The following is a 12,446-nucleotide window of genomic DNA, read 5'->3' as shown; positions in this document are numbered from 1 at the left end:
ACGGGTCGTTTCCCCTGATATTCCAGGCTTCCGCTAACGCTCCAGCCGTGGAATGGCGAAATGGCGGCAAGAGAGGAAAAGGGCATAAGGGAACCTGGCAACAGCGGTCCTGCGGACCCTCCGCTTCGCTCCGGTCTCTCGCTGCGCTTCGAGACGCTGTTGGTCGGCATAGCCGACAGGTTCCACCGCTCGCTTCGCTCGCCGGTCCGTCAGTCGCTGCGCTCCCTCCGGCTATGCCCAGCGCTGCGCTTGAGTGGAGGACGCCCCCGCCTGCCCCGCCGCATTTGTCCACAGGTGGACGACGCGGCAAAGGGTGCAGCCAGGCGGTGGATCACCTGGCGCTGCGCACCAGGTTTGTCCGAGGAGGACGGCCCGTCGGCCGGCCCGCTGCGCGGCCCAGTCGGAGCAGTTCCCGACACGGTTCACCAGTGGGCCGTCAGGCCAGCGGAGCTGGCACGGGAGCTGGACCGTACATCGAGTCTCCGCGGACCCCTGGCGGGACCTGCACTCGATGCCCGACACCTGCATCCCGAGAAACAGAAGAGGCATCGTCATGACACACGCCCGGAAGGCATCCAGGTCCGCACACCGGCCACAGCCGCAGCTCTCGCCCTACGACACCGGAGCCAGGTGCGAGGCCAAGCCGTGGATCCCCTACGGAGAGCGAGTCACTGCGGCGACTCCGGCGGAGAGCTTTGGCAAGGTCGACTTCGACGATGAAGAGAGCGGCACGGTCTGCGTCGCCTACCTCGAGCGCGACATGGACGGTGGATACACCCTTCACGTCGCACCGCTCAGCGAGGACCGGAAGGTCCGGGTGGCAATCCATTACGAACGCGGCGTTGCCAGGGTCAACGGTGCCCAGGCGTCGGCAGCTGCCGCGTAGTGACCTGCCGACTGAGAAGGAACACCGGGAATCATTCCGGAAAACATTGCGGCGAAAGAGGACGCGAATGATGCAGCGACAGACGAGTATCACAATCCGGACTGCCACCGCGGCGGCCTCGGCGGGATCTATGCCGATGACCAAGATGACCAGCCGGGAGGCATCACGATGACCAGTGGATTCAGCCATGCCCTGCTCGTGACCGGTTCCCGAACCTGGGACGCCGCGGAGGCCATGAAGGCGGCTTTGAACGAGGCCTGGAGAGCATGGGGACCGTCTGCGGTCGCCCGACCCGTGCTCCTGTCAGGGCACTGTCCCAAGGGTGCTGACGCCATGGCCGAGCGGCTGTGGCGGGCTGCCGGCTTCGAAGTAATTGAGTTCCCGGCCGACTGGAGCGCTGAGCCCAAGGCGGCGGGCTTCACCCGGAACCAACGGATGGTCGATGCCCTCGTCGCCATGCGCGCCGGGGGAACGCAGGTCCGTGTCGCCGCCTTCCTGGACCTTTGCAGCAAGTGCGACCAACGCACCGGCCAGCAGCAGCTGATGCCCGGAACGCCAGGGCACTTCTCACATGGCACCGTGCACGCCCGCTCCCGCGCCCTGGCTGCAAGCATCGAGGTCGAAGACATCATCCACCCGCGCCTGCCTCCGTTCTGACAAGTGCACACCCCGGACATGACAACAGCCCTGCAGCTGGTGCTGCAGGGCTGTTGATCCTTGATTCGAATAGGTGGCCGGAAATCTCTCCGGTATGGCCCGAAAGACTGCGGAAAGGGTGAGGCTAGAGAGTCCGCTCGATGCCGTGTGCCTCATCGTGGGCCTTCATGACAGCTTTCGGAATGCGACCAAACTCGGGCACTTCATGACCGTTCTCGCGCGCCCACTTACGGATCTCCTCACGTTCCTCGGGCGTCGTCTCGGGCACGAGTCGCTTCTTCTCGCCCTTCTTAGTGGCCTTTCGACCCTTACTGATGTATTCCTTGAGATTCTTCTCAAGCTCTTTGCGCTCTTCGTCGGTCAGGTCTATCTCGAACCAGGTGTCGCCCAGTCCGAAGGTGACTGTGGCAGCATCCGGCTTGCCACTGATGTCCGACTCCACAATATTTCGAATAGCCATGTCTTGAATGGTAGACGATCCGAACCACCTTAGAGAAGTCTTTGGGCGCGCCAGAACGACAGATCTTTCGAATGCCTTCATCATAGGCCGAAAACACTGCAATACCAGCATAATCCACCTGCCACACTGCTAAAATCACACGGCCAGTGCGTGCCTTTCCCCACCCCTGTAAACCGACCATTCGACACGATCGAGAGGCCCCCCACCATGACCATTCTCCAGACCGTCGACGACCATCCGCTGACGGACGACGGCGTCGACCTGTTCGCCCTGATGTGCCAGCGCCGCGGCTGGACCGACGAGTACCTCCGCGAGATCGAATCAGCTGAACACGACGAGCTCCTGGGCCTGGCCGAGATGGTCGAGGCCCTGGAAGACGCCCGGGCCGCCGGCCACAAGGTCACCATCGCCCCTGACTTCGACATGGACGGGATCTCCTCCGGTGTGCTCGGCTACGCCGGACTGTCAGAGCTCGGCTTCGACGTCGAGCTGCACGTGCCCGACTACCGCCGCGGCCACGACCTCACGCCCGAGGACATCGCAGAGATCGCCGCGACGTGGCCGGACACCAAGGTCCTGCTGACCTGCGACGGGGGAGTGAACTCCCACCGCGGGATCGCCGCCGCCCGGGCTCTGGGATGGAAGACCCTGGTCACCGACCACCACGAGGAGCTCGAACCCGGTTCGAGCGCCGACGTCACCGTCGACCCCTGTCGGATGGACGAGACCTACGCCAACACCGGCATCTGCGGCGCGCACGTGCTCTACCAGGTGTTGGAGGCCTATGCCCGCGTCCACCGGCCGGAGAAGCTCTGGGAGATCCGCCTGCTGCGCCTGTTCGCCGGCCTGGGCACCGTCTCCGACGTCATGCCCGTGCTGTACGAGAACCGGCAGCTGGTGCGCGACTCGCTGTCCATCGCACGGCTGCTGTACGCGCCCGCGCCGCGCACGGTCCCGACCCCCTGGGGCTTCGACCCGGACCCCGAGGCGATCGACGTCGGGCAGTCGACGCTGATGCAGCTGCTGCGCGTCGACCCGCACCACCCGGCCTTCGTCCGGGCCTTCGAGGGCTTCGCGGTCCTGCTGAAGGCTTTCGGCCAGGCAGGCAAGGTCCGCGACATCGACAGCATCGACGAGGGCTTCTACGGGTTCTACCTCGCGCCGGCGATGAACTCCCCGCGCCGCACGGGCGACCCGCTCGCACCGTGCTTCGGCGTGTTCACCGCGCCTGATCAGGACTTGATGCTCGAGGCGGCACACCAGGTCATCGCGACCAACGAGAGCCGCAAGGAGCTTGTCGAGGTCCACACCCGGGAGCTCGAGGAGGGTGATCAGCCGCTGGCCCCCTGGGTCTACTTCTCCGAGGCTTACCCGGGCATGTACGGTCTGCTCGCCAACCGGCTGATGGAGCGCCACGGCCACCCGGTCGTCGTGCTCAACCGTCCCGCCGGGCCGGATGACTACGTCGGAGGCTCCGGCCGGGCACCGTCGTGGTTCGGCATCATCGACACGCTCGAGCACCAGGACGGCATGCGCGCCATCGGCCACCAGCAGGCCTGCGGCGTCAAGGTCGACCGGGCGGAACTGCTCGACGGTCTGGTCGAAGCATTGCGGGAGGCCACGCAGGTTGCCCTGCTGGCTGTCGTCCAGGATGAGCGCCGGGCCGACCTGGTCCTGGGCCCGGACCGGGACTGCGATGCTGGCCTGGACGACCTGGAGCCACTGGTCGGCTTCGTCCGGCGTGTGGAAGCGCTGCGGCCCTTCGGCCACGGCTTCGTCGAGCCGGTGGTCGAAATCGCTGTCGAGCCCCTCGGGCTGCGGGTGGACCGGATCGGTTCCGATACTGACTGCGGCCATGAGCGCACCGACGCCAACCTGATGACCAACGCCCGCGGCTACCGCGTGTGCCGCCTGTGCAAGAAGCACCTGCGGCTGGTCACCAGGTCGGGGCTGTCCTGCCTGTGGTGGAACGTCGCCGAGGAGAAGGAGCCCGAGATTTCGGCTCTGACGCGGTCGGCCAGCCGCACCGAGGTCGGAACGCTGCGTTTCATCGCGAAGCTGCAGCTGAACACCTTCCGCGGCGAGACCCGCGTCCAGGCCGTCATCGAAGAGCAGATCCCCGCGTCTGTCTGACCACGGAAAGGAGGCGGGGATGCCCGCTCCACCGATCAAGTCCCGGCTCGTCTCCATCGCGTGGTGTGCCCTCGTGCCCCTCGGCGTGCTCGCCGCCTACCTGGGACTTGGCTTTGCCGTAGTTTCCGTGGTCGGCGAGCCCGTCCTGGGCACGGCGGTGCTCGGAGGCCTGGTGGCGCTGCTCGTCGGCGCTGCCAGGCTCTTCCGGCCCCGGTGGTTCGCCAACGCGCCAACGGTCCGACCGATGTCCGGAACACCGCGCTTTACCCGAACGGTGCTTGGGTGCCTGGCTCTGGCGTTCATCGCCGGCCAGTCCCTGGCCCTGTGGCTCTATACCCTGGGCGGCTCGGCGGGATTCGATGAATCGACCCGGGCCAGGACAGACGCCGGTCCCGTCGTGGCCCTCCTGCTCGCACTGGTGGCAGCGCCGGTGGCCGAGGAGATGCTTTTCCGCGGCCTGCTCTACCCGCTGCTGCGGCGCAGGGTCGGCATCGTCGCGGCCGTGCTCGTCACCGCCGCGGGCTTCGGCCTGCTGCACGCCAACGTCGTCCAGTTTGCTGCCACGCTGCCCCTGGCGGTGCTGCTGGCGCTGGTCTACGAACGCACCCGCGTCCTGTGGCCGTGCGTGCTGCTCCACCTGGCCTTCAACCTCGCGGCCGTCCTTGTCCCCGCCCAGCTGCTGGGCGCACTGGCGAACCCCGTCTCAGCGCTGCTGATGACCGCGGCGTTCCTCGCGTGCGCCCTGGCGGTGTACCGCATGGCGGCACCCGCGCCCGGGCCTGCACAGGACGACAGGGAAGCCGGCGGGGAAGAAGGCAGGGAAAACGAGCCACAGGCCGCATAGCGGCCGGGCTCAATGTGCAGGACCGACGCTGGTGCCCTCCGGGCGACCTTTCGGCCGTGGGCCGACGGTCGCTCCGGAGGGCCTGCTCTCGGGTGACCGGGGTGATCCGGTCACCGGGGGATTGGCTGAAGGATTTTCGTCAGCCAGACCTGAGAGGAGGTGGATCCACCATGGCAGTCGTCAACAAGTGCGCGTATGACGCGCAAGGCCGGCTCGTGCGCCCCAGCGGCAGCGAAGTGCGCCGCGCGCGGTTCGCCAGCGACTTCGACACCGGTGAGAGGCCGACCTTCGATCGAGGGTCCATGCACTTCTTCACCATGAGCACCAGCGGCCGCACGGCGGAGCAGGCGCACGAACGCGCCCGCGAGATGCTCGCCCGCTTCTTCGAACGCGCCGAGTCCGTCGCTGGCTTCCGCAAGCTCGAGATGCGCCGGAGGCAGGGTGTGATGCCCTGCAACCGCAACGTCTCCATCACCTACGAGATCCTGTACGCCGTCGAGGACGGCCACCGGGTCCGTGCCCACATACCCGAGTCCCCCAATGCGGGATACCGGCGAGGCCGCAGCGCGGCCGCCTTCTAGGCGGCCGGCGCACCCTGGGCCTCGCACCAGCGTGAACGCGCAGAAAGGCCGGAGAGCTCCCTTCCCACGGGGATGCTTCTCCGGCCTTTCTGTTTTCACGTTCCTGTGACAACAACGCCTGGTGACGGTTCCTGGCCCTAACACCAATGCCCACTCTATCAGTGTCGATTCATCATGTGCAATGCAGTCGGCATCCCATTCCGGTGACCATTCGAAGGTCTGTCTCGGAATCACTGGGAATAACTCGGAAGCCCGGTCGACCAGGACGCCGGACCCATCGCGATCGCTCCCGTCAGGGCCGTCAGGGCCTGATGCTCCGCTGTACGGGAGGACGCAGCGCCGAGGTGTACCACGTGTCGTGGTACACCTCCCGATCCCAGTGCTGGCCTGCTCAAACGGCGGGTCAGGCGACCGCGGCCGAGGGAGTCTGTACCACGTGCCCGAGCGGACGTGGTACGCCGTTTTGCCTTGGTAGATCAGCGTTTTCGGCAGGTGTACCACGAGTACCACCAGATTCCGAGCGTTTACATATGTGCGCGAAGGACGCCTCCGATCGGTCATCCAGCCAGTAAGAGCTCTTATCCCCATGCGCGTATATCTAGTCTTTATTTAGTGGTACAAGTGGTACAGGGGGTATATAAAGCCCGTCTGACCAGGGCAAACGCCTGTACCACGTGCAAATCTCCATGTGGTACACCCCGTTTGGAGAAGTCCTGAAATCCCCGACTGACCAGGGGAAACAGGTGTACCACGTCAGGTGGTACACCTTCCGATACCCATTGGGGGTATACCGGCTCGCTGCTGCAGCCGGATCCCAGCTCTGGAGGTTCCCGGCCGGCCGGTCGGAAGAACTCCCCGAACCCCGACCAGGGGGTCGGGCGGCTCACGCCGCCCGCGGGGGAGTGCTCGAGCACGAGAAGCCAGCGGCTCCGTGGGGCATACGCCCCCGGAGCCGCTGTTTCTCATTCCAGACCGCACGCTCTCGTCGTGTCGCCGTGGCCTCCGGGTCTCGCGCGCGACCCCTCCGAGCCCCACCCGGGTACCACCCGGGACCTCTGTCGGACCATGAGTCGGCTATCAGTCGACTCGTTGCGAAAGACCATTCGGATGGCATAGAGTCGTGAGCACGTTCCTATTCGATTACGAGACCAATCGGCTTCCCACTCACTGCCGGCAGGTACTCGACGCGATCGAGAAAGACAGCAGCATGACGACTCCTGACGACCCAACGCCCGTCTTCGACGAGGACTTCGACACCCCCTCGACCAACCCTGTCGCCGACGCCTTCACCGAGGTCATGACGTACTTCGCCGACGGCGGCGACATCGCCCCGCAAAACGAAATAGTCACGCGCGCGACCGAGGTCTACCTCCAGCTGATCGACCCGTCGGACCCGCCGGCACCGCGCCTGCTCGAGAAGCAGCTGCTCGCGATCGTGAACGGCGTCTCCAAGGCCGAGAACAGCAAGACCAAGGTGGCTGCCGAGAAGCTGCCCCTGGCCCGGCACCTGACCTACTGGCAAGTGGCGCAAATCCTGTTGAGCCTGCACCACGTGATCCGCATCGCCCCCAGCGCCAAGGACACTGACCGCGAGTACGACCTGCTGGCGATGTACCAGGCCACCGGCCCGGGCCGCGGCACGTACACCACCAGCGAGGACGACATCCGCACCACGGCACGCCGTTACAACACGCAGCTGACACTCAAGGAATTCGCCGAGGTCCTGGCAGTACTCCGCGAGGACAGCCCGCGCCGGCACCAGTGCAGCCACAGAGACCTCATCGCCGTGAACAACGGCGTGTTCCACTACGGCCGCGAGGCCCGGGACATCCATGAGGGCGGCAAGGCCTTCCACTTCGAACCCAAGTCGCTCGTACCCTTCGACCCGGCACTGGTGTTCCTGGCCAAGTGCCACATCGACTACGTCGAAGACCCGGACAACCCGGTGATCGTCCACCCTGTCGACGGCTCGGTCTGGGACATCGAGTCCTGGATCCGCGAGCTCTCCGACGAGGAGGGTATCCCCGAGCTGCTCTGGGAGGTCATCGGCGCGATCATCCGGCCGCACGTCAGCTGGGGCAAGACTGCCTGGTTCTATTCAGAACAGGGCAACAACGGCAAGGGCACGCTGTGCTCGCTCATGCGCAACCTGTGCGGGCCACGCTCGCACACCTCGATCCCGCTGAGCGACTTCGGCAAGGACTTCGCGCTCGAGCCGCTCGTGCGCGCCAACGCGATCATCGTCGACGAGAACGACGTGGGCACCTTCATCGACAAAGCGGCCAACCTGAAGGCGATCGTCACCAACGACGTCATCCAGATCAACCGGAAGTACCGGATGCCGATCGCCTACCAGTTCTTCGGCTTCATGGTCCAATGCCTCAACGAGTTCCCGCGCGTGAAGGACAAGTCCGAAAGCTTCTACCGCCGGCAGCTGTTCGTACCGTTCAACAAGAGCTTCACCGGCATGGAGCGCAAGTACATCAAGGACGACTACCTCCAGCGCCGCGAGGTCCTGGAGTACGCCCTCTGGTACGTGCTCAACCGCGCCGGCGCAGCCGACCCGGGCAACTACTACCAGCTCTCCGAGCCGGTGGCGACCATGGACGTCCTGGCCGAGTACAAGGAGGCCAACGACCCCGTGCGCGCCTTCTGGGAAGAGTTCCGCGAGCGGCTGGTGTGGGACCTGGTGCCTTTCACCTTCACCTATGACCTCTACAAGGCCTGGTTCGCAGACGTCTCGCCCTCGGGGTCGCCGGTGAGCAACAAGCAGTTCATCACGGACCTGGTTGCGATCGTGCGGCCTGACCCGCTGTGGCACTGCCCGGACAAGAACAAGAAGATCCGCCCCGGCCAGATGATGGCCACCCCCGAGACGACCATCGCCGAGTACGAGCTGAAGAAGTGGATGAACCCGCACTACAGCGGCTCGGACCCGAAAAAGAAGTCGCAGCCGGTCCTTCAGGCCAACTACCGCGGCCTGCTCCGGCACACAGGTCCCGCCGCCCAGGTGGACGCCGACGACGAGGACGCCACAGGAGAGGACTGATCCGACCATGCCCACAATCGCCAGGGCCATCACCGAGCTCGCCCGGGCGGTGACCGACCTCGCCAAGCAACAAGGCAGGGCGAGCACCGCGCTGGCCGATGTCGCCCGCGAACAGCGGATCACCAACCTGATCGTCCGGTCGCAGATCAGTGCCGACCCGGAGGAGAAGCGGCGGCTCGTGGCTGAGGCCTCCAGCCGGATGGACGCCCCGCGCCGCCGCTCTCCACACAACCCGATCGACTGAAGACAAGAACGGAAAACAGGACATGACGCAGCCGCACCCGAACGAACCGAACTGGAAAGACGGATGTGCAGGAGAGGGAGTCTCACCCGGAAAGGAATGCGCCGACTGCACCGGCCAGCGTGAGCACTTCGGCTACTCCCTGGTGGGAGGTCGATGGGCCCGCGGTGCCCGGCCGGTCCCCGCGCCCGTCACAAGGAAGAAGCGCCGCCTAAGGCCATCCGCGGCAGCGCCCGGCACCCCGACCAGATAACTGCATACCCCGGCCGTGACGGCCGGTGACGACCGAAAGGCCAGACACATGACCACCCAGCGCACCCCCGTCACAGCTGAGACCGCGCTCTTCACGTTCTACGACATCGAATCGCTGTCGAACGTCTTCACGCTGTGCGCCTACACCCCGCGGCCGGGCCGCGCCGTCCACGACCTGGAGATCTTCTTCCTGGCCGACGACCCGGCGCTGGTCGCCTCCGTCGACCCCCAGGCCCTCTACGACACCGTGATCCGCTCCAACCCGGGGCTGCCCGCGGTCAGCGTCCAGCTTTGGAACCTCGGCGGCGAACGGGGCAGCCTCCGGCTCGCCGAACTGATGGGCCTCTCGAACGCCGACCAGGTGTGCAACCACTCCGACCCAGGCGGGTACCCCGCGGCGCTGCGTCCGGTCTGCGACACAGACCCCCAGTACGACCCGGCACTGCATCCGTTCCTTGCTGGCTACAACTCAATGAACTATGACACGACCATGGTCGCGCTCTACCTCAACGAGGCGTTTCCGGCCCCGGGCAGCGGTCGGCCGTTTCAGCCGACCACGGCCCGTACTCTGCGCGACCACAACGACCAGCTCTTCTCGTCCCAGCACATCGAGTACATGCCTGGCTACCTCGGCTGGGACGGGGCGGCTGCGAAGATCCGCCGCGCCATGCTTCACTCGGGCCGGCACCTGGACGTGGCCCGGCTGAACGAACTGCAGTCCAAGGTCAGCCTCAAGCGCCTGCTCGGGATGCTCGGCCGCCAGATCAAGGAATCCGAGAAGCTCAGCCATGACACGAGCATCGAGGCGGTAGAGGATCTCTATGAGCTACTGGCCTACAACGTCTCGGACTGCCTTGGTCTGGCCCAGCTGTTCCGGCACCCGGCGTACGCGAGCAACTTCGATCTCAAGGCCGCTCTGCTCGCCCAGTTCACCGAAACGGTGTTCACCAAGAACGGTGCGGTGCGCAAGGACCGGCTGGCAGTCGACTCCTCATCGGCAAAGTTCGTGGGCCGCATCCTCGCACCCTACGCCTCACTGGATGACATCGAGGCGGTGTCCTTCGTATATCCGCACCCCGAGGTCGCTAAAGAACGCGGGATCGAGCCGGTCAACGTGCTCGACGAGTGCGTGCGCTTCTTCGAGGAGAACGTCGCGCCCGACCCGGCCACCCACTCCGAAGTGACTGCAGCCCAGCGCGAGGCCCACCGGCAGTTCCTGCAAGTCGTGGCGTACTACCGCTCGATCGAGGGGCAGAACTTCAACGACTCCGAGGAGTACCGCGACAAGTTCAGCCTTCCGGCCCGGTCTCTGCGCGATGTGCCCAAGACCCCGAACAACGTGCCGTATTTCCGGGCGGACGCCTCGCCGTCGTCCTGCTTCGCCACGTTCTCCACCGGCGGCATCCATGGGGCCGAAGCCGACCTGTCGGTGTTCAACGCCGAGAAGGTCGAGCACAACGATCAGACCATGATGCTCATCCGGGCAGCGCAGGCCTTCCCGGACGCAAAGGACTTCGTGGCCGAGGCCAAGCGTCAGCACGCCATGCTCCGCCTGCCCGACGGCACCTTCGTCGACAAGCGGCTGGTCCTGCTGGGTTCGGACCCGGAGAAGGTCAAGTACCGCAAGCCGAAGAAGGACGACCCTGACCAGGCCGGGCAGCTCGCCCGCGCCCAGGCCCAGGTGCCTGACCCGGCGGACCTGTTGACCACCCAGCGGCCCGAGGCGGAGGCGCTGAATGTCGTCCTGCCCGACGGCGGTGTCCTGGAAGGCAAGGTGGTACTCGCCAACAGCACGGCCACCAATGCCGCCTACCGCGATGAGCCGGCCAAGAAGAAGCCGGAGCTGTTCATCGCCAAGGAAGACGGCTCCGACAAGCTGCACCCGAAGTTCGCACGCACCTCGGCTGGCCTGGTGATCCACGAGGACTTCACCAGCTACTACCCGAACCTGCTGCGCAACATGCGGGCGTTCTGGAACCCCGAGCTGGGTGAGGACCGCTACGCGAAGATCTTCTTCGACAAGGAGCGCTACGGCCAGGAGATCAAGGGGCTGAAGAAGCAGCTGGCGCAGCTTCCGGGCGACAGCCCTGAAGCTGCGCGGCTGAAGGCTCAGATCGCCGGGCTCGGCGTGCTGCGCAACGGCACGAAGCTGATCCTCAACTCGGCCTCGGGCGCAGGCGACGCAAGTCACCGGACGCCGATCCGGATGAACAACCGCATCATCTCGATGCGCATCCTTGGCCAGCTGTTCAGCTGGCGGATCGGACAGGCCCAGACCCTGGCCGGGGCGCGGATCATCTCCACCAACACCGACGGCCTCTACTCGGTCGTCGGCGGCGAGAACGGATTCGACGAAGCGACCAACAACCGGGTGCTCGCCGAGCAGCAGGAGGCCATCGGCGTCGACATCGAACCTGAGCTGATGTTCCTCATCAGCAAGGACTCGAACAACCGCCTGGAGCTGGAGGCCCCGGAGCCGGGGCGGTCCGTGGCAGACAGTCCGATCATCGCCGCCGGTGGCGGCACGCTGGCCTGCCACGCGGGCCCGACTCCGACGAAGTCGCTGGCCCACCCGGCCGTGATCGACTTCGCCCTGGCCCGCTACCTGCAGACGGTGGCGAGCAGGGGAGAGTCGGCGATCGCGGAGCCCTTCGACCTGATGCTGGGCCGGAAAGTGATCGAGGAGGCGGTCCTGGAGGACGACCCGATCCGGTCGCTCCTGTTGTTCCAGAACGTCATCGCGGCCTCCCGCGGCTCGATCACCTACCCCTTCTCGGCTGCACCCATCGACCCCGCCGTGGGTGTGAAGTACAGCGAGCAGGGTCACGTGACCAACGTCCGCGACCCGCAGGTGCTGCAGATGGTCAACCGGGTGTTCATCGTCCGCGAGGGCACTGAGAACGCCCGGAGCCTGCTCAACGCCGGTGCCTGGAAGGTCACCGCGGCCAGCCAGGCCAAGCGCCGCGAGGAGGACATCGGCCGGACCAAGCGCGACCCGGTCGCGCTGGAGGTGCTGCGCCATCACGGCTGGGCCCGCTCCCGCGCCGAGGCCAGCATGTCGGACGGGCTCGCCGTGCTCCCGGACGACCAGGACGTCGTGGTGCGGCGCATTAACGCCATCGACCCAACCTGGTCGATGGTCGTCGTCAACGACGACCTGCACCAGCTGCCGGCCGACCGGATCGAGCGGCTCATCGCCTCGCTGGACCTGGACACCTACGTCCGGATGCTCGAGGAGACGTTCACCAAGAACTGGATGAACGAGGCCGCCTGAGCCGATCGACCACAGCCCGCACAAGGGGGCCGCGCACGCCGCGGCCCCCTTGTTCAACTCTGTGCACCA

General features: G+C 66.0%; 9 protein-coding genes. 8 read left to right on the top strand and 1 reads right to left on the bottom strand.

The window, feature by feature from the left end; all coding sequences use genetic code 11:
• Positions 1 to 553 precede the first annotated feature (553 nt).
• Together ACPJW8_RS10855 and ACPJW8_RS10850 are read left to right on the top strand one after the other, a co-directional pair.
• On the top strand, positions 554 to 886 hold the full coding sequence (locus tag ACPJW8_RS10855) for a hypothetical protein (protein WP_330194172.1): 333 nt from the start codon (positions 554 to 556) through the stop codon (positions 884 to 886).
• Between the two features lie 168 nt (positions 887 to 1,054).
• Entirely contained in the window at positions 1,055 to 1,543 is a 489-nt protein-coding gene (locus ACPJW8_RS10850) for an SLOG family protein (RefSeq protein ID WP_256248776.1), read from the top strand.
• 124 nt (positions 1,544 to 1,667) lie between these two features.
• Here the strand turns inward: ACPJW8_RS10850 and ACPJW8_RS10845 are convergent, their stop codons facing one another.
• Positions 1,668 to 2,003, bottom strand: coding sequence for a histone-like nucleoid-structuring protein Lsr2 (locus ACPJW8_RS10845; RefSeq protein ID WP_056387574.1), 336 nt, complete (start codon positions 2,001 to 2,003; stop codon positions 1,668 to 1,670).
• 207 nt (positions 2,004 to 2,210) lie between these two features.
• Between ACPJW8_RS10845 and ACPJW8_RS10840 the strand changes: the two genes are divergently transcribed.
• From ACPJW8_RS10840 to ACPJW8_RS10815, 6 genes are all read left to right on the top strand, one after another.
• Complete coding sequence (locus tag ACPJW8_RS10840; RefSeq protein ID WP_330194173.1) at positions 2,211 to 4,136, top strand: DHH family phosphoesterase; 1,926 nt, start codon at positions 2,211 to 2,213, stop codon at positions 4,134 to 4,136.
• 19 nt (positions 4,137 to 4,155) lie between these two features.
• The gene (locus ACPJW8_RS10835; protein WP_330194174.1) at positions 4,156 to 4,980 is read left to right on the top strand and encodes a type II CAAX endopeptidase family protein; all 825 of its coding nucleotides are present in this window, start codon (positions 4,156 to 4,158) and stop codon (positions 4,978 to 4,980) included.
• 215 nt (positions 4,981 to 5,195) lie between these two features.
• A complete protein-coding gene (locus tag ACPJW8_RS10830; protein WP_142133558.1) occupies positions 5,196 to 5,561 on the top strand; it encodes a hypothetical protein in 366 nt (121 codons plus the stop codon).
• 1,207 nt (positions 5,562 to 6,768) lie between these two features.
• A complete protein-coding gene (locus ACPJW8_RS10825; RefSeq protein ID WP_330194176.1) occupies positions 6,769 to 8,610 on the top strand; it encodes a DNA primase family protein in 1,842 nt (613 codons plus the stop codon).
• 7 nt (positions 8,611 to 8,617) lie between these two features.
• On the top strand, positions 8,618 to 8,854 hold the full coding sequence (locus ACPJW8_RS10820; RefSeq protein ID WP_056387559.1) for a hypothetical protein: 237 nt from the start codon (positions 8,618 to 8,620) through the stop codon (positions 8,852 to 8,854).
• A gap of 298 nt (positions 8,855 to 9,152) precedes the next feature.
• Positions 9,153 to 12,377, top strand: coding sequence for a hypothetical protein (locus ACPJW8_RS10815; protein WP_330194177.1), 3,225 nt, complete (start codon positions 9,153 to 9,155; stop codon positions 12,375 to 12,377).
• Positions 12,378 to 12,446: the final 69 nt, after the last annotated feature.

The organism is Pseudarthrobacter sp. J47 (assembly GCF_049810315.1).
GTDB lineage: Bacteria > Actinomycetota > Actinomycetes > Actinomycetales > Micrococcaceae > Arthrobacter.
The sequence above is the reverse complement of the archived record's forward strand: the minus strand, read 5'-3'. Positions and strand labels throughout refer to the sequence as shown.

Bases quoted from the DNA above. Each gene is read 5' to 3' on its own strand.
- ACPJW8_RS10850 (WP_256248776.1), top strand. From the start codon at position 1,055: ATGACCAGTGGATTCAGCCATGCCCTGCTCGTGACCGGTTCCCGAACC.
- ACPJW8_RS10835 (WP_330194174.1), top strand. From the start codon at position 4,156: ATGCCCGCTCCACCGATCAAGTCCCGGCTCGTCTCCATCGCGTGGTGT.
- ACPJW8_RS10815 (WP_330194177.1), top strand. From the start codon at position 9,153: ATGACCACCCAGCGCACCCCCGTCACAGCTGAGACCGCGCTCTTCACG.
- ACPJW8_RS10855 (WP_330194172.1), top strand. From the start codon at position 554: ATGACACACGCCCGGAAGGCATCCAGGTCCGCACACCGGCCACAGCCG.
- ACPJW8_RS10845 (WP_056387574.1), bottom strand. From the start codon at position 2,003: ATGGCTATTCGAAATATTGTGGAGTCGGACATCAGTGGCAAGCCGGAT.
- ACPJW8_RS10840 (WP_330194173.1), top strand. From the start codon at position 2,211: ATGACCATTCTCCAGACCGTCGACGACCATCCGCTGACGGACGACGGC.
- ACPJW8_RS10825 (WP_330194176.1), top strand. From the start codon at position 6,769: ATGACGACTCCTGACGACCCAACGCCCGTCTTCGACGAGGACTTCGAC.
- ACPJW8_RS10820 (WP_056387559.1), top strand. From the start codon at position 8,618: ATGCCCACAATCGCCAGGGCCATCACCGAGCTCGCCCGGGCGGTGACC.